The 17,430-nt window shown below is 59.7% G+C and carries 11 protein-coding genes; 5 read left to right on the top strand and 6 right to left on the bottom strand.

Annotated features, from left to right (window positions below; translation table 11 throughout):
* The first annotated feature begins 75 nt into the window (after nt 1–75).
* From MKZ35_RS08455 to MKZ35_RS08465, 3 genes are read left to right on the top strand one after another with little or no spacing between them, the layout of a single operon-like run.
* On the top strand, nt 76–1,512 hold the full coding sequence (locus tag MKZ35_RS08455) for an AMP-binding protein (protein ID WP_482512786.1): 1,437 nt from the start codon (nt 76–78) through the stop codon (nt 1,510–1,512).
* A gap of 2 nt (nt 1,513–1,514) precedes the next feature.
* A complete protein-coding gene (locus tag MKZ35_RS08460; RefSeq protein WP_482512788.1) occupies nt 1,515–2,306 on the top strand; it encodes a DUF3419 family protein in 792 nt (263 codons plus the stop codon).
* A gap of 5 nt (nt 2,307–2,311) precedes the next feature.
* Nucleotides 2,312–3,835 carry an aminoglycoside phosphotransferase family protein gene (locus MKZ35_RS08465; RefSeq protein WP_482512789.1) on the top strand — a complete coding sequence of 508 codons (1,524 nt, stop codon included), beginning with the start codon at nt 2,312–2,314 and terminating at the stop codon, nt 3,833–3,835.
* On the opposite strand, the gene MKZ35_RS08470 is transcribed toward MKZ35_RS08465, so the two are convergent.
* The 3 genes from MKZ35_RS08470 to MKZ35_RS08480 all read right to left on the bottom strand — a co-directional run bounded on the left by MKZ35_RS08470 (nt 3,809) and on the right by MKZ35_RS08480 (nt 8,985).
* A complete protein-coding gene (locus MKZ35_RS08470; protein WP_482512790.1) occupies nt 3,809–4,447 on the bottom strand; it encodes a hypothetical protein in 639 nt (212 codons plus the stop codon). The two genes, MKZ35_RS08465 and MKZ35_RS08470, sit on opposite strands and share 27 nt — an antisense overlap.
* Before the next feature lie 662 nt (nt 4,448–5,109).
* Nucleotides 5,110–7,713, bottom strand: a complete 2,604-nt coding sequence (locus MKZ35_RS08475) for a PEP/pyruvate-binding domain-containing protein (RefSeq protein ID WP_482512791.1) — start codon at nt 7,711–7,713, stop codon at nt 5,110–5,112.
* 369 nt (nt 7,714–8,082) lie between these two features.
* On the bottom strand, nt 8,083–8,985 hold the full coding sequence (locus MKZ35_RS08480; protein WP_482512792.1) for a UbiA prenyltransferase family protein: 903 nt from the start codon (nt 8,983–8,985) through the stop codon (nt 8,083–8,085).
* A 42-nt stretch (nt 8,986–9,027) separates the two neighbouring features.
* On the opposite strand from MKZ35_RS08480, the gene MKZ35_RS08485 reads away from it, so the two are divergent.
* Entirely contained in the window at nt 9,028–11,304 is a 2,277-nt protein-coding gene (locus MKZ35_RS08485) for an efflux RND transporter permease subunit (RefSeq protein WP_482512793.1), read from the top strand.
* Nucleotides 11,305–11,501: 197 nt separating this feature from the next.
* Here the strand turns inward: MKZ35_RS08485 and MKZ35_RS08490 are convergent, their stop codons facing one another.
* Nucleotides 11,502–14,228: a cyclic nucleotide-binding domain-containing protein gene (locus MKZ35_RS08490; protein WP_482512794.1), complete on the bottom strand. Its 2,727-nt coding sequence runs from the start codon at nt 14,226–14,228 to the stop codon at nt 11,502–11,504.
* Nucleotides 14,229–14,449: 221 nt separating this feature from the next.
* Between MKZ35_RS08490 and MKZ35_RS08495 the strand changes: the two genes are divergently transcribed.
* Nucleotides 14,450–15,094: a CatA-like O-acetyltransferase gene (locus MKZ35_RS08495; protein WP_482512795.1), complete on the top strand. Its 645-nt coding sequence runs from the start codon at nt 14,450–14,452 to the stop codon at nt 15,092–15,094.
* A gap of 360 nt (nt 15,095–15,454) precedes the next feature.
* Here MKZ35_RS08495 and MKZ35_RS08500 read toward each other — a convergent pair whose 3' ends face one another.
* Together MKZ35_RS08500 and MKZ35_RS08505 are read right to left on the bottom strand one after the other, a co-directional pair.
* Entirely contained in the window at nt 15,455–16,645 is a 1,191-nt protein-coding gene (locus MKZ35_RS08500; protein WP_482512796.1) for an NRAMP family divalent metal transporter, read from the bottom strand.
* On the bottom strand, nt 16,642–17,424 hold the full coding sequence (locus MKZ35_RS08505; protein ID WP_482512797.1) for a LamB/YcsF family protein: 783 nt from the start codon (nt 17,422–17,424) through the stop codon (nt 16,642–16,644). The genes MKZ35_RS08500 and MKZ35_RS08505 overlap by 4 nt, the downstream gene beginning before the upstream one ends.
* Nucleotides 17,425–17,430: the final 6 nt, after the last annotated feature.

Genomic DNA, 17,430 nt, shown 5'->3' on the forward strand with positions numbered 1-17,430 from the left:
GACATGACTTTTGCGCACGGTTCCGCAGAAACTCAACTAGAATCCTACAATCCAACAACTTATAGCAAGCGAGCCGTGAATAGCAACTTCTTTGAGACCATTCGCCGCACGCTTCTCCAACACCCTGAGCAGGTCTTTCTGGTGTGGCCCGCCGGTGAGCACCATGCACCGATTTCTTACACTGGTCGGGCCATTCTCAGCCGCACCCAGGCTATTCGGGAGGCCCTGCAAGCTACGCCCGTACGGGCGGGCGAGCCGGTGCTGCTCGTCATGCCCGTTAGCTTCGATCTTATTTGCGGGCTATTGGCCGTAATGGCGCTGGGGGGCATTCCGGTGCTGCCGTCGGCTGCCGCCTCGCCCAGCGCTATTCTGCGGCTCCTGCGTCAAGCCAATATTCGCGCGGTCCTCACCCAGCGGCCCCTCCGCCCGACGTCGCGCCTGCTGGCCTGGCTTTTCCGGCTAAAGGTGACGGCCGTGGCTCACCTGTCAGTGGCCGGGAAGCCAGCGCCCGCCGAACCGGTAGGTGATGAGCAGCTGGCGCTTGTTTCGCACAGCTCTGGCTCCACGGGATTGCCCAAAGCAGTTCGGCGTAGTCATCGGGTGTTGCTGGCTCAGCATGAGGCCATTAAGGCCGTGTTTCCGCCCTGGGCCGGGCAGCGCGATTTTCCGCTGTTTCCGAATATTCTGCTGCACAACATGGCAGCGGGCGTGGTCAGTATTCTGCCTGATGTGCCCTGGTGCGCTACCCAGCAGCTAGCGCCGGCTCGCGTGCTGGACCAGCTGGTGCGGGAGCGGGTCGAGACGATGACGGGCAATGTTTTTTATTTCCAGGCGCTGCTAAGCTACCTGCGCCAGCATCCCAGGCAGCTGCCGGCAGTAGTGGGCATCGGCATCGGGGGGTCGCCGGTGCCCGAGCCGCTGGTGCAGGAGCTGCGGCAGTTCTTTCCTAACGCCGCTGTTCACATTATTTATGGCTCTTCCGAGGCCGAGCCTATTGCCGTTCGCCAGGTCAGCGCGCCGGTAGCTAATCCGTTGGCGGGCTACTGCGTGGGCACCGTTCATCCGGCTTTGGAAGTGCAGATTTGCCCCCTGGGGCAGCTAAATAGCGGACAGGAGGCCGGCCTAATAGTGGGCGAGATTCAGGTGAGAGGACCGCACGTAGCCACCGCCCGGCCCGGACAGTGGCTAGCTACCGGCGACTATGGCTACCTTGCTGACGGTCAACTATTTCTAACTGGCCGCCAGGGCAATGAGCGCCTGCATGGCGGCGTGCAGCATTATCAGCTGGAGCACCTGCTCTACCACCTGCCGGGCGTAGAACGCGTGGCCGCCCGCGCCGACGCGGCGGGATTTACAATATTCATTCAAGGCCCCGCAGTAAGCCGGCAAGATGTGGAAGAGCTATTGACCAAAACCTTTCACGGAGCCCTCCACTGTACTATTCATTTTCGCTCAACGTTGCCCGTAGATTCTCGCCACCATTCCAAAATTCTGTACGCCCAACTTACCTAGCTATGAACTCAGAATTCTACAGTGTCGCCCTGGATCAGATTCGCTACTCCCTGGTGTGGGAAGACAGCCGCACGCTCTGCCAGGCGCTGGCCATCGCGCCCACCGACCATGTGCTGGTCATCACCTCAGCGGGGTGCAACGTGCTGAACGCGCTGCTGCAAAACCCGCGCTACGTGACGGCCATCGACTTGAACCCGGTGCAGAATAAGCTGTTGCTGCTCAAGTGCCACCTGATTCTGCGCCACGAGCCGCGGGTGCTGCGCGCCCTCATGGGCTTCGACGGCGTCCCGAGCGTAGCCCAAACCTGGGCAAAGATTGCCGACACGCTCCCGGCAGAGCTGCGGCAGTACTGGGCCAGCTTTTTCGAGAGCCATCCGGGGGGCATTCTGACAGCGGGCAAGCTGGAAAGCTACATTACCGGCTTCCTGCCGAGCCTCGACGAGGCAGAGCAAGCGAAAGTGCGCCAGCTCATTACCTTCAACTCGGTAGAAAAGCAGCGCGATTTTTTCGCGGCCGAGCTGGACGGCACTTCCTTTCAAACGCGTTTCACCGCTTATTTCGACGAGGCCAACCTCAGCAAAGGCCGCGACGCGGCTTTGTTTAAATACGCCCTGGAATCGGGTGGGCAGGCTTTTTACGCTCGCCTGAAAGAAACAATCAGCACCAAGCTGGTGCGGGACAACTTCTTTTTCCGGTTTTTCTTCTTCGGGCCGGAAGGCTTGCCGGAAGCTATTTTGCCCCCTGCTACCAGCGCGGCAATCATCAGCGGCTGCGGCAGCAGCTGGGCAAGCTGACCGTCGTGACGGACGAGGCCGTGAGCTACCTGCATACGGCGGCGGGCCGCACCGTCACGAAGGCCAGCTTGTCCAACATTTTTGAGTACACCAGCCCGGAAGAGTTTCAGCAGGTAAGCCAAAGCCTGTTTCCGACCGCCGACCGCCCCCTGCGCCTGGTCTACTGGAACCTGCTGCAAAATCAGGGCGACCTGGCCTCGGCCTGGCTGCCGCTGAATGCCGCGTTGTCGGAGCAGTTGTCGGCGCAGGATGCCTGCTTTTATTTCCGCAACGTGCGGGTGCTGGACTCGGGCCTGGCGCCGGCTAATTTCGCCTCTACTTCCCTCGCTTATCCGGCCATCAGGCAGACGACTGCGCCCGACTATTTCAGCGTTGCGTTTTTGGAGCAAATAATTCAGGCCCACGCCCCCGATAAAGCAATCCGAGTGCGGGCAGTGGAGCCTCTGCCCATCGATAACTCGGCCAGCATTCTGGTCACGCTCACGGCCGGGCTGACGGACAAGACGATTGGGCATTTTGGCCTGGCCGTTACCCTTGAAATCGATGGCGAGGTGCAGGTGCAGCGCATGGTGCTGAAAGTAAAGCCCCCCGGTCGCGAAATCTCGACCATGCTCACCCATCTGGCTCAAGCCTGCTGGGGTCCTTTGGCCGAAATTTACCCCGATTTTGCCGCCCTGACTGGCTTCGAGCATACCCATTGCCGCGAGGTAGAAATGTACCAACAACACGCCTCCAGCCTCATGCCTAAAGTGTGGGGGCTCTATGCCAACGATGAGCAGGAAGCCTACTGCGTCCTGCTGGAATACCTGGAAGACGTGACCCTGCTGAACTCCGCCCTGACGCCCGAGGCCTGGACCGACGCGCATGTTCGCGCGGCGCTGGAGCAGCTGGCCGAGTGGCATGCCCGCCATCTGGTAGCGCAGCCGCCCCAGCCCGTTGGCCTCTGGGATGATCTGCACTCGCCCGCCTACATGCACCAGCTTACGCCGCTCTGGGAAGCATTGCTGCTGAACGCGGCCAGCCGCTTCCCCGAGCTGTACCCCGAGAGCCGGGTACGGGAGCTGCGCACGGCCATCGAGCTGATTCCGGCCTACTGGGGGGCATTAAATACTATGGATAAGACGCTTATTCATAATGATTTAAATCCGCGCAACACCTGCTTTAAGCTGGTAGATCACGAGCTGCGCCTGTGCGCGTACGACTGGGAGCTGGCCACCTACCACGTGCCCCAATACGACGTGGTGGAACTCCTCTGCTTCGTGCTGGACGAGGACCGCTACCACCTGCGCAGCACCTACTTTGAGCATTACCGCCAAGCTCTGCACCGCCTCACGGGCCGCTACGCCGATGCCGCCGAATTTCGGGAAGGCGCGGGCTACGCTGCCCTGGACTTTGGGCTGCACCGCTTGGGCATGTACATGATGGCGCACACGGTCAGCCCCTACCCTTTCCTGCCGCGGGTGGTGGACAGCTATTTCGACACGCTGGCGCAGCTTCAGCCTCTATCCCAGCAGGTGCTTACCGAATAAAGCATACTGAGCGACTTCGGCGGGCAAACCATCGGTGAAGTGCCGGGAAAAGTTGTCGGAGCGCATCAGGCAGAAAATCACCTGGTCGTACAGCTCCCGAAATCCCATCATGCCGTAGGCGCCCATATAGTTCATTAGCTGCTGATTACGAAAATCGGGGTGCACGCCGACCGTTTTGGCTAACAGAGTTTTCTCCGGCAATAGCGGGTAGTCGCGGACAAAGACGGGAGCTTTCGCACCGAGGCGTAAAGGGGCATAATTGGGATGACAAAAGCTCAGGGCCACCAGCTGGCCCAAGGCTTTCGCCCGAAACAGCACGGACGTATGCGGGCAGAGCTTGGCCGCATACGTCGCATTGTACAGCCGCCGAAACTGCGCCAACGGAATGCTCCGGTAAGCCGGATTGGCGCTAAACACTTGATTTACCAGCTCAAACAGCTCCGTTTCGTGCTCCTGCCAGGTATCGAGGTTTAGTGGAATAAATTCGTAGGGAATCTGCTCCAGGGCCGCCAGCAAACTGGCTTTATCCAGATACACCGCAGGCACCGCATCGGGGCGAATAAGGCGGCTCTCAAACGTGAGCGTTGGGGCGAAGCCGAGCTGGGCCAGCAAGGTTGGATAGTAGGCCGGGTTGGCAGGCTCCCGGTCAAATGCCCCCAGGATGGCGCGGGCGTCAACCGCAGCCGGTACGCGTAAAACGTGTTGAAATTCAGCGGTCCGATGAGCTGGGTGTGCCCCCGGCGGCGGGCCTCCGCGCCGAGCAGCTCGAACGCAGCCTGGTTCAGGGCCAGATCATCGGTGGTTTCCCAGAAGCCGAAGTAAGCCTCGGCGCTGACGTGCGGGTAAATGCCCACCAGCCGGAGGTTTTGGTGGTCCGAGAACACCACGATGTCGTTGCGCTCCGCCTCGGCCCGAAACAGCTGCGTCAGGGCGTTTCTGTCTTCGTAAGGCTGGTGGGGGGCATTTTTGTAGATACGAGATGGAATCTCAAAAAAGGAAACGCTGAGCGTATCAGCGAAAGGCAGTTGACTAAGAGAAGGCATTGTTTAGTAATAATTTAGCCCAAGTTGCGGAGCGCTACTAGAGCTAGCTCCCCTCCTCAGATGAGGAGGGGCTGGGGGTGGTTGAAAGACTAGAACTAGCTTCTAGAGGTTGTTCAACGCGCGGTCAACCACCCCCAACCCCTCCTCATCTGAGGAGGGGAGCTAGTTTTCTAATTCTAATTTATAGTCCACACCTTGCGTTATTGATCAAGGTAAACTGAGTGGTACCACTCAGCACTCAGAAGCGCTAGCTATTTCCGGTGTCGGCACCAACTCAATTTCGCCGGTTTCGCCGCTCACGCGGATGCGCTGCCCGGTTTGCAGATGCTTGGTCACGGCCGACACGTTGATAATGGTTGGAATACCTAGCTCCCGCAGCAGAATAACTGAGTGCGAAAGCGAGGAGCCTTTTTCAATAATAACGCCTCGGCACATCGGAAACAGGGCCGCCCAGCCGGGGTCGGTGCGTAGGGCACACACGATTTTGCCCGTCACGTTCAGGTCGCCGCCAGGGTCGGTTATGACGATGACCTCGCCCTCGGCGATGCCGGGAAAGCAGCCCGTGCCCACCAGCGTATCGGGCCGGCTGGGGGGCAAATCGGGGCCGGTGGGCGGACTGGGAATGGTGAAGCGGGAGGGCACGTCTTCGCGGGCGTACTGCGCAAATTGCTCGCGCCGCTGCTGCACCAGCGGTTGCAGCTCCGGGCTCGGCTGGGGGGCAAATGCGACGGTGATTTCTTGCTCAGTCAGCCAGAAGATGTCGCGGGCGTCCTCCAATTTATTTGCAGCCAGCAGCTTATCGCCCATGGCCAGATACAACGCCCGGTACATGCCAAACAGGCGCGTGCGCTCCAGCCGCAACGACTCGCGGTAGCGGATGGCGTGTTGCAGCTTGCCCAGGTTCTCCCACAGGCGTTTTCGAAACCAGATGGAGCGCTTACTCAGTAGCGCAAGCAGCTCCTCGCGGGCCTGCTCGTGGAGGTGGGCCACGGGTGTGGTGGCGGGCAGCGGGGCGGGCTCCGTCAGCAGGAAGTTGCGCAGGTACTTGTAAAAAACGGCCGGCTCCACCCGCATCGTTGTGGTTTCCAGCTTCAGCTCGCCTACGGTGCGGTCGCCGTACTGCCCGATGAAGTCTTCCACGGCGCGGTGAAACTCGGGCGCCGTCTGCCGGACTTGCTCGTGCACACTGGGGGGCAAATCCAGGATCAGCTGGCGCAGGGTTTCCTGGGGCCAGGCCTGGCGGGCCAGAGCCTGCATCTGGTGCGTGGGCTGGGTGCTGGCAATCTGGTCGTCGCCGGACAGGTAGCGGCTCAAAAACTCATCCGGGGCCGTGATGCCCGCCTTTTTCAGGCCGCGGGCCACTTTGCCGTTATTCATCATTACATAGAAATCGTTGATGATGGGCGTGGTCCAGTTGCCGAGCAGCTGCGTATCCAGCTCTGCTTTTACGCGCAGCAGCGCCGCGCCATCGAGCGTCGTCAGGGGTTGGGCGTAGAAGTGTTGGTAGTGCTGCTGGAAGTGGGCATGGAAAGCCGGAATTGCGGTTTTCAGCCGTGAGAAGGCCCGCACTAGCCGCAGCATATTTATGGCCAGGCCGGGCAGGAGCCAGAGCTTGTCGCCCCAGGTTTTTTCCTGATCCTGCACAAAGTCTACGGGCTCCTCCAGGCCCATCATGCGCTCCATGTCGGCTTTGTTTTGCCGGAAGGAAGGCAGCAGTTGCAGGCCGCGGTACCAGTTGTTGATGTTGTAGTAAATCCGGCCCTTCACCAGTCCAAGTAGCTGCGCAACCACCTCGCTTTGCGCTGCAATTCGGGCCGGTGGCAACCCGAGCACCCGCATGGTTTGCGTGTACACGGTGGCATAAGCGCGCTGGGCAAAGCTGAACGTGAGCGGCGTCGTGACCCCGCAGTAGCTTTCCTGGATGTTGGAGTTATCATACACCACCACCTCCGGAATGGGCTGGGTGATGGGCCGCGCCTGCACAATCCATAAGTCGGTGGCGGTGGCGACAAACTCCACGTCCTGGGGGCCGCCCAGTTCGCGCTCCAGCCGGCTACCGATAGCGAAAAGCTCGGTGAGCTGAGCGGGTGTCAGGCAAGGCTGGTCTTGGTCGGGAGTGGGAACGTCGGCCTGCCGGAGGCCGGGTTGACTGGGGTCGGGATGGGCGAGTAGCTGCTGGGGCTTATGGGCAATTTTGTGGCGGTGCAGCTGACCCGTTTTTTTGACGAAATAGAATTCATCGGGCTCAAAAACGCCCCCCACCAGTCCCTCACCGAAGCCCCAAACGGCATGCACGGCCAGCTCCTGCGGATATTCGGGCAGCGTGGTAAAAAGCACGCCACTGGCCACGGGCGTCACCTGCCGCTGCACAATAACGGCCGGCCGAGCCGCCGCCAAGCCCTTGAGTTGCCGGTAGCTGGTGGCCCGTTCGGAGTAGGCGCTGGCCGCGCAACGGGCTACCGCGGCTGCTACCTGATCGGGCGTGGTTAGGTTTACGAAGGAATCCATGAGGCCGGCGAAGGCCGTATGCGCCCCATCTTCATCGGTTACGGAGGAGCGCACAACGACGGGTTGCTGCGGAAAGCCCCAGCTAGCGAGCAGGCGCACAAGCTGTTGGTGATCAGCGGCGGCAAGCGAAAACTGTAACAGCCGCTCGCGCCGCTGCACGAGGCCGTCGGAGTCGGTTGGTAGCCCTTGCAGCTCCGCATCAAACGTATCAGCCGGAATAACCAGAAAATCGGGGACGGGCACGCCGGCTGCCCGCAGGCGGCGCAGGCCGTGCGCCTTGCCGCCCAGCGCCCGGTCAGCGGTAAGCTGAGAGCCGAATAAAATCATAAGAGAGGGAAGTAGTATGCGTCTATTCGAAATAAAGATCGTTTGTCAATCCGAGCATTCTGCGCCCTCAGCCACGACGAAGCAGCTTGCTTAGCGATGGTTCAATAACTGGTTACTAACTCCAAGAGAACGTCATGCAGAGCGAAGCGAAGCATCTCGCTCGCGGTCGTTGCCAAGCTAACTGTCATGCTGACGACAGGAAGCATCTCCACTGGCTACTAATCAACAGCATTGCAACAAAGCGGTAAAGATGCTTCGACAAGCTCAGCATGACCGCCTGATGAGGTGAGTTACTGTGGCAACCAAACACGCGAGATGCTTCGCTGCGCTCTGCATGACGTTCTTGTTTGAAAATTACTTTTGATAAGCTTACCACCGCAAGCTCACGATTACCGCTACATAGCTCACCAGCATAGCCAGCGACACCAGCAGCTCCGCTAGCCGCACCAGCTTTTCGCGGGGGCGGACGAGGGCCGTGCCGTACACTGCTACGGTCAGCACCAGCAGCCCGCCCAGGAGCAAAAAAGCCCCCCAGCCGGCGCTCAGCTGCCAAAACAGGCGGGCTTGTACCCCGGCGCTACCCAGCACCACCAGCACCACCGCCCCGATAGCGCCGCCGTAGCCCAGGGTTTTAGAGTAAGAATCGACGCCTTCCCGCTCGGCGGCGCTCGTCCGGATTTTGCGGGCCAGCTCGAAGGCAAAGCCGCCCAGCAAGCTGAGCAGCGCCAGCAGAAGTCCGCCTTCTTGCCAGAATAAAGCCAGCGGGGCGTACGCCAGCCACAGCCAGCTGATAACCAGCGGCATAATGACCATGTGGGAAATGGCGTAGAGCAGGAGTCGGGCGCGCAGCCACTCGGCCACGCCAAACTCGTAGCGCATCAGCAGGCTGTAGCTGAGCAATGCCCCCCAGCCCAGCGTGGCGGGCCAGCCGCGGTGCACCGACCAAGCCAGCTCCAGCGCGGCCCCCGCCCAGGCCAGCACTTGCAGCTGCTTCAGGCTCACCCGCCCTGATTGCAGCACCCGCTGCGGATATAGCACAGCATCGGAGGCAAAATCCTTGATTTCATCGAATACCCGCAGCCGGAAAAAGAACGATATAGAAACCAAAATGCCCCCCAGCTCACTTAGCCCGAAGCCCGGCAGCGGGCCGGTTGAGCCAGCAGCGGCCCGGCCCGCTACCGTGAATACCGTGGCAAACAGGATAGCAAACAACGCCATGTTGACGAGGGGAAAACGCTCGTGCAGGTAGGCGGCCAGGTTTTTCAGGTTCATGACGCGGGAAGCGCTATTTTAGGCACCTCTTCCGGTGTAAAGATGAGCTTCCTCCACAAGATTCGCTACCTGTTGCTTCTCTTAACTGCGGTAGCCTGCGTGGCCCTGTGGCCGGGAGCAAAAGCCGCCGCGGTAGTAGACAACGACCTGTCGGCCTGGTTTCTGGAAAAAGACCCGGCGCTGGTAGCGTACCACGACTTTCAGGACCGCTTCGGCAACGACGAAGTAGTGATTCTGGTGGTGAAAGATGCCCATTCTGTGCTGGCGCCGCCCTACTTCCAGAAGTTTCGGGCGCTTACGGCGGAACTGGAAAAACTGCCGGAAGTAGCCAGCGTCGTGGGCGCGGGCAACGCTACGCTGCCCGCCCGCGCCAGCTTGCTGGGCACGGCCCCGCGCCCGGTGCTGCCCCCGGAGGCAACTGCCAGCCTCGTGCAGGAGTCGCTGCAGCAACTACCGACGCTGCGCCAGCAGCTGTTCAGCAACGATTACCGCGCGGCCCGCTTTCTGGTGGTGCTGCGCCAGCTCCCCGATTTTGACAATCGGCGGGGGGCAATTCTGGAGAAGGTGCAGGCGGTAGTGTACCGGCATTTCACGCATGAGCAGGCCTTTCTGGGCGGCGTGGGCGTTATTTATGCCGGCCTGAATGCCTTGTCCCAGCACGATTTCGGCTTGTTTCTGGGGCTGGGCTACTTGCTGATGTTTACCATTTTCCTGGTCATTTATCGCAATTTCTACCTGCTGCTCTACACTCTGGGCATCGTCGGGCTGGCTACTTATCTCACGTTTGGCATCTATGGGGCGCTCGGCCACCGCATCAATCTGCTGACCGTGCTGCTGCCCATCATTATCATTCTGCTGGGCTTCATGGATTCCATGCACGTGGTGAATGAGCGCAACCTGCTGCCCACGGCCGCCACCACTTCGCCCCGTGAAAGTGCTTTGCAAGCTCTGCGCAACGTGCTGCAGCCCTGCCTGTTCACGATGTTTATCACCATTGCCGGCTTCCTGGCGCTGCTCACCAGCCCCATGGCCATTCTGAAAAACTTCGGCTTGTTCGCGGCCCTGGGCATTGCGCTGTGCTTTGTGTTCACCTTCGTGCTGGGCGTGCTGATTTTGCCCCTCACCCGCCCTGTGCCCCGCCCCACGCGCACTACGAGCCAAGGCTTGTTTCGCTTCTATTCGTTTGTTCTGGCCAAGCGCCGGCTCTTTGCTACTGGCTCGCTGGTGCTCACGCTGGGGCTGCTGGCCGGCACGCCCCAGCTCCGCAACGACACCTACACGCTGGGTTACCTGCCTGATAACTACGCAACTGTCACCGACCACCGGGCGATGGAAGCTGCCTGGGGACCGTACATGCCCCTGGAGCTTTTGGTTGTGCCCAAACCAGGCCTGGGGCTGGACAGCGGCCGGGTACTACGGGCGGCCGCCGCGTTTGCCGACTCGGTGCAAACGGTACCGGGAGTGGGGCGGGTGTTTGGGTTTCAGTCGCTTTACCAGGCGGGACTGGAAGCGCAGTTTCGGGGCAACGCCCGGCGGGCGCTCGGCAGTCAGGGGGCGCTGCGAGCGGTGCATGAGCAGCTGCACACCGATTATCCGGCTCTCACTCAACAGTTTGTGCACGAGGCCAGCCGCACCGGGCGTATCACGGTATCGGGGCGCATGCTGTCGGCCCAGCAGCTTACGGCCAAGATGGACACGGTCATGCGCATCGCGAAGGCTACGCTGGGGGCGGTAGCCACGGTAACGCCGGCCGGCTACCAGCCCATGTATGCTCGCATCACGGACTACGTTACCACCTCGCAAACCAATAGTTTGCTTACGTCCTTCGGGCTCGTGTTTTTGCTTACCTGGGGCTTTATTCGCAGCTTCCGCCTGGCCCTTATTGCTGTGGTTCCCAATCTGTTTCCGGTGCTCGTGCTGCTCGGCCTGATGGGCTGGTGGGGCATTCCCCTCGACACGGCCACGGCCAGCATTGCCGCCATCGTGCTCAGCTTCTGCACCGATGACAGCATTCACTTTATTCATGCTTACCAGCAAAACCGCCAACGCGGCTTCGCGCCGGCTCAGGCCCGGCTGGCCACCGTCGCCCACATCGGCCCCACCATCGTCCTGACCAGCGTTATCCTGTTTTTGGGCTATTCGGTGATGCTACTGGCCTCGCTGAAAACCGTGCAGCTTTTCGGCATGCTCACGGCTATTTCCATTGTCGGGGCCCTCTACGGCGAGCTGGTTATCTTCCCCATTGTGCTCGAGCGGTTTGATCGTCGAGTGCGCACGACTGCTTCTTCAGAAATACAAATGCCTTCAGTAAAGATCTGAAGGCATTCGAATGGGAACAGAAGCTGTTCAGAAAGTCGTTCGAAACCCTACTGAACGTCATGCTGAGCCTGTCGAAGCATCTCTACTGGTTAGTAATCAATGATGCAGCAACGAAGCAGTAGAGATGCTTCGACAGGCTCAGCATGACGGACTAATCACAATATAGCTTCGCATTCAAAAAGATTTGCCCCCCAGCGCTAGGCTGGATTGCTGAGCGGTGCCTGGGTTTGCATCTTCTCGTTCTGCCGGCGCAGGCGCTGGCATAGCACTTTCATAATGTTGCGCAGCACCTCGCCGCGCTCCTCCATCACATCGTAGAAATCTTCCTGGTCGAGGCGGAAGGCAACTACTTCGCCCTGAGCCACGGCGGAGGCTGAGCGGGGCTCGGCATCGAGCAGGGCTAATTCGCCAAAGAAGTCACCTTTGCGGAATGTAGTGAGGTGCTGAGCACCGTTGAAAATCCCTACTTCGCCCCCATACACGATAAAGAGCGAAGTGCCCAGGTCGCCTTTGGCAAAAATCTGCTGCCCATCGTGAAAGCTCACTTCCCGCATAATGGGCACGATGCTACTCAGCACGTTTTCGGGCGTTTCGGCAAACAAGGCCGTTTGCTGAAGAATGTGCACCCGGTCGCGGGCCGAGATGGTGGCGGTGATAGCGTGGGTGTGGCTCATAAGCAAGGCAGGTAAGGCAGGCTCGGCATCCGTAAGCTGTTCATAGAGTTCAGGTTGGCGCTCCGCTAGCTTTCTTAGTACAAAGAAGGCGCTTTCCTGAATAAATAAGCTGGAGCTATGTATATACGGCAACACCTGCTTGAGTGTGCGGGGTTCGGCATGCCAGTGGCGCAGAGCTACGCTGATAGTCCAGTCGGAAAAAGCCGCTTCGCCCTGCTCAATAAGTAACGGCACCACGCGCGCGGGCTGCCTCAGCGGCCCCAGCAACTGATCAAATATGCGCACCTTTTCCGCCACCGGCGCCACGTCGAGCAAGGCTTGCAAGCCCTGGTAGAGGGCGCGCGGAATGATGTTGTCCAGAATTTCCAGCGCGTTAGCCTGTCGCTCGCGGGCCGCATGGGCTACGCCGCGTTGCGCATCGGCAATGAGTTGGGGTGGATAAAGCCGCAACAACAGGCCAAAAATCCGTTGCTGAACTTTAGCCAGCTCGTAATGAAGGCAGCGGCGCAACTCGTCGTGGCTAAAGGCAGCTATGCCGTGCAAAAGCTGATGTGCCAGCCGCATTTCATCCTGCACCAACGCCTGGAACATAGGCGCCTCGGTCTCCACTTGCTCCATGTGGCGCAACGCCCGTAGCGCTGCTTCGCGCTGGTGCAGATTGGGTCGTTGGGCCAGCGCTACCAGTGCTTCCCGGCTGACGGGCACAGGTAAGCGGGCGCACAGCTGTGCCACCCGTCGCACCAGCACAGTGCTGGCCCCGGGTGATTCCAGCGTTTGGATCAGCTCAGGCAAGGCCGTAGCGCCGAGCAGTAGCAGCTGCGCCGTAGCCGCCCGGCGTTGATTTTTATCCTCAAGCGCTTCAATCAATGCCTGCACCTCGGCCGGACTGGCGGGCAGCTGATCTTCCGCGAGGAATTCGCTCGCTATAGCTGCAGCTTCCGCTGAGCCACCAAAACGGCGTCCGAGGGCGTGTTGCAGCTCAGCCATATAATGGCCGTAAGTGCGGTGCAGGAAGAATAAAGCACCAGCGGCAAACATACCCATCCAGACGAACGGCGCCCACTCATTCAGGCCCGGCAAATCGTGAAGAGCGAACAATAAAAAGCCCCCCAGCGCCATTCCCAGCGGTTCGTAAAAGCCTTTGGCCCGCGTATGCGCCCGCAGGCGCTCAGGCGGCGAAAGCGGCTGGAACAGCACCAGAAACACCGGATCGAACACGGCGCGGCGCAATACTTCCAGCCCCAGATACAAGCCGCAGAAGTAGAGCAGCAGCACCGAATCATTAACCCCAAGCTGCCATAAGCCCCCAAACACCAGCAGCCCCGCCAGCAAAGCCGCAGGCAGCGCCACCAGCATCCGACGAATGCCTACCCGCTCCAGGGCCTTTTGGGTGAGCAGCATTTTGAAAATCATCGCCAGCAAATACGTGATTACCAGCACGCTACTTACATAGCGCATCACCGTGGCCTGATCGTGAAACTTATGCTTGACGTTAACGAAGAACGAGTACTCCACGCCCGCCGTAACCGCCGCAATAGCCGTGATACTCAGGCACGTAGATAGCACTAGCTGACTGTCGCCGAACCAGCGTTGCAGTCCGGGCGCCAGGCCGATGAGGCGCTGGGGCCGGGGTGCTGGTCGGGTCTCCACGGCGTGCGAGCTAAGCGTGGCGCGCAAGGTGTATAAAGCGCCTAAATAAGAGCCAAAAGCCAGCAACAGCAGAAACAGCAACTCGGTATGAGCGTGTACCAGCAAAGCCAAAATGGCCCCCAGCGCCTTGGCGGGCATGTCGCCGGAGCCAATGAGGCCAAACAGGCGCTTGCTCTGGCGCACATCGAACACCACCGCTGACACGCCCCAAAACTCCAGATTGGTAAGCAGGTAAATAACCCGGTAACCCGCCATGATGGCTACGGCCGCCGCTACCGAGTTGCCCACGGCTACCAGCACGCTTATCACGCCCGTAAACGCCACTACGGCCAGCAATGCCCGCACGGTCAGTCGCTGCAAAGGCAAATGATGCTCGAAATAAGTGTAGGCCTTCCCCGCCGCCATCATGGCCAGCGCGGCCAGGCCGTAGGCCAGCGGCAGGTTGCGCTCGGGGTTGTTTTCGAGCAGGATAACGTTGGCCGACACGTACACCAGAACGGTGCCGATGCCCAACAGAAAGTTATGCAGAAAGAATAGCCATACCGTTTTGACCTCGGTCGCGCGCACGCCGATCAAATCGTACCACGTTGCAGGAAGCATGAATAAGCTTTAGAGAACAAGTAGCAAGGTAAGCTTTCGTTCAAGGTAAATGAATGAGGTTTTCTTCTAATCGAATTAGTTAGGACGTCAACTATCGGCGCCGCTTCATGAAACGCGAGGCTGCCAACTGCTCGGCAGGTACTTGCTGGTAACAAGAAAGCGTGGTATAATGCATAGGAACGCCTGCACCGAGTTGGGCGAAGTTACCGAACTTGCGGCGTATGAAGCAGTTGTTAGACCTCGCCCAGTGGCCCCGTCGGGAGCATTTCGCGTTTTTTTCCTCCTTCGATGAGCCCTTTTTCGGCCTGACCACCCACCTCGACTGTACCCATGCCTACGCCGAAGCCAAGCGCCAGGGCGTGTCGTTCTTTCTGTATTACCTCTACCACGCCCTACAAGCCGTGCAGGAAGTAGAAGAATTTCGCTACCGCATTGAGGACGGCCAGGTGTACTGCTACGACCGGGTGCACGCCTCGGCCACCATCGGCCGCCCCGATCATACGTTCGGCTTTTCCTTCATTGAGCTGCACGACTCGCTACCCGATTTCGTGGCTGCCGCGAACCGCGAAATAGAAGCAGTACAGCAAAGCACCGGCCTGCGCCTCTCCGACACCACCGCCCGCCCCGACGTGCTGCACTGCTCGGCCCTGCCGTGGGTGCGCTTCACGGCGCTGTCGCACGCCCGCAGCTTCCGCCACGCCGACAGCTGCCCCAAGATTTCGTATGGTCAGATGTACCTCGAAGGCGCCACCCGCCTGCTGCCCGTATCGGTACACGTACACCACGGCTTAGCCGATGGCTACCATGTGGGGCTGTTTCTGGAGGCTTTTCAGCACCGATTGAATTCTGGTAGCCCCATGCTTTAGCTGATTCAGGCTGTGGATTACGAAACTAGAGTTAGAAGCAGCCAGAACGAAGCTCCCCTCCTCAGATGAGGAGGGGACGCGGCGGCGCAGCCGACGCTGGGGTGGTTGAGGGCGTTGCTGATGTTGTTTGGGAGAACGATCCTAAAGAACGTCATGCAGAGCGCAGCGAAGCATCTCGCATGCTGACGATGGGTTACTAATCTTACTAAACACGCGAGATGCTTCCTGTCGTCAGCATGACACATTAAACAACTTAACAACGACCTCAACCACCCCCGTCTCAGCTTCGCTTCGACATCCCCTCCTCATCTGAGGAGGGGAACTTCGTTCTAGCTTTGGTTTGTTGGTCTGCAACTGGTATTAGCCCACCAAACTCCCAATCTGCTGGGCAAATACCTGCGCGCTCAGCCACGTCATTACCAACACTACCAGCACCCCCACCACGGCCAGCCACAGTGGGTGGCGGTAGTCGCCTACTATCTTTTTGCGGTAGGCGGCTACCAGCATCGTGCTCAGCGTGATGGGCAGAATAAACCCGTTCAAGGCGCCAGCCAGGATGAGCAGACTGACGGGCTTGCCGATGGTGATAAAAATGAGCGTAGAAACGAAGATGAAGCCGATAATCAGGCGGTTTTCGTGGCGGCTGATGCTGGGATGCAGGGATTTGATAAACGAAACCGACGTATAAGCCGACCCAATAATGGAGGTGACGGCCGCCGCGAACATCACCACGCCAAACAGCTTGTAGCCGAAGTTTCCAGCCGCCAGCCGGAACACCGAAGCCGGCGGATTTTCGGCATCAAGCGTCAGGCCCTGGCTAACCACGCCCAGGGCCGCCAGAAACAGAAACACCCGAATAACCGACGCCACCGTGATACCCGATACGGCGCTCGACATGACCTGGGGCAAGGCGGCGTGCCCTTTTATGCCGGCATCGAGCAGACGGTGGCCGCCGGCGAAGGTGATGTAGCCGCCCACCGTGCCGCCCACCAGCGTGACGATGGCCATAACGTCCAACTTCTCGGGCATAATGGTGCGGGCCAGGGCCTCACCTACCGGCGGCGCGGAGGTAAAGGCCACGTACACAACAATTAAGATCAGCACCAGGCCCATAAGCTGGGCAAAACGGTCCATGGCCTTGCCGGCTTCTTTCACCAGGAAAATACCGATGGTGAGGGCAGCCGCTATTGCGGCCCCGACCTCTACGGGGATTCCGAATAAGACCTGTAAGCCCAGTCCGGCGCCGCCCACGTTGCCAATGTTGAAGGCCAGTCCGCCCAGCACGATAAGGGCGGAAATGAACGTTCCCAGGCCCGGCAGCACAGTATTGGCAATATCCGGCGCCCGCATTTCGGACACCGCAATCACCCGCCAGATAGTAAGCTGCACCCCCAGATCAATGAGGATAGAGGTCAGAATGACAAAGCCAAAATTGGCCCCCAGCGTTTGGGTAAAGACAGTGGTTTGGGTGAGAAAGCCCGGCCCAACGGCCGAAGTCGCCATCAAAAAAGCGGCGCCCAGCAGCACACTCCAGTTTTTGGGCTGCTTCATTGGGTTGGCTTTCTGAAGTCGGCTTGCAGACTGACGCTTTCTTCCTGCAGTGTTTGGTTGATGTGGCGGGCAAATTCCAGGGCGTGGGCGCCGTCGCCGTGAATGCAGATGGTGTCGGCCCTGATGGCGACATTAGTGCCATCCTGGGCGCGGACTTTGCCTTCTTTTACCATGCGAACTACTTGCCGGGCAGCCTCTTGGGGCGTGGTGAGCAGGGCGTTGGGCAGGCGGCGCGAGGTAAGGGTGCCGTCGGGCTGGTAGGTGCGGTCGGCGAATACCTCGTGGGCCACTTGCAGGCCGAGCTTGGCGCCGGCTTTGGTTAGCTCGCTGCCCGCCAGGCCGTAGAGCACCAGCTCCGGATTGATGCGGTACACGGCTTCGGCAATGGCTTCGGCCAGTGGGGCGCTACTGGCGGCCATATTGTATAAGGCGCCATGCGGCTTTACGTGGTGCAGCTTACCCCCTTCAGCCGCCAAAAAGCCCCCCAGCGCGCCTATTTGATATACAACCATGTCAAAGGCTTCTTCGGGGGAAACAGCCATTTCGCGACGGCCAAAGCCTACCAGATCGGGCAGGCCGGGGTGAGCACCGATGGCGACATGGTGCTGGAGGGCGAGGCGCACGGTTTTGCGCATCACCGCCGGGTCGCCGGCGTGAAAGCCGCAGGCAATATTGGCGGAGGAGACATAAGGCAAAATGGCCGCGTCGTTGCCCAACTGATAGGCCCCGAAGCTCTCCCCCATGTCACAATTTAAGTCAACAGTAAACGGTTGTTTCATGTATAT

It is taken from the genome of Hymenobacter sp. R533113 (assembly GCF_056835965.1).

Excerpts from the sequence above, each read along its gene's own strand:
- MKZ35_RS08460 (WP_482512788.1), top strand. The coding sequence starts at position 1,515 with ATGAACTCAGAATTCTACAGTGTCGCCCTGGATCAGATTCGCTACTCC.
- MKZ35_RS08475 (WP_482512791.1), bottom strand. The coding sequence starts at position 7,713 with ATGATTTTATTCGGCTCTCAGCTTACCGCTGACCGGGCGCTGGGCGGC.
- MKZ35_RS08480 (WP_482512792.1), bottom strand. The coding sequence starts at position 8,985 with ATGAACCTGAAAAACCTGGCCGCCTACCTGCACGAGCGTTTTCCCCTC.
- MKZ35_RS08485 (WP_482512793.1), top strand. The coding sequence starts at position 9,028 with ATGAGCTTCCTCCACAAGATTCGCTACCTGTTGCTTCTCTTAACTGCG.
- MKZ35_RS08490 (WP_482512794.1), bottom strand. The coding sequence starts at position 14,228 with ATGCTTCCTGCAACGTGGTACGATTTGATCGGCGTGCGCGCGACCGAG.
- MKZ35_RS08495 (WP_482512795.1), top strand. The coding sequence starts at position 14,450 with ATGAAGCAGTTGTTAGACCTCGCCCAGTGGCCCCGTCGGGAGCATTTC.
- MKZ35_RS08500 (WP_482512796.1), bottom strand. The coding sequence starts at position 16,645 with ATGAAGCAGCCCAAAAACTGGAGTGTGCTGCTGGGCGCCGCTTTTTTG.
- MKZ35_RS08505 (WP_482512797.1), bottom strand. The coding sequence starts at position 17,424 with ATGAAACAACCGTTTACTGTTGACTTAAATTGTGACATGGGGGAGAGC.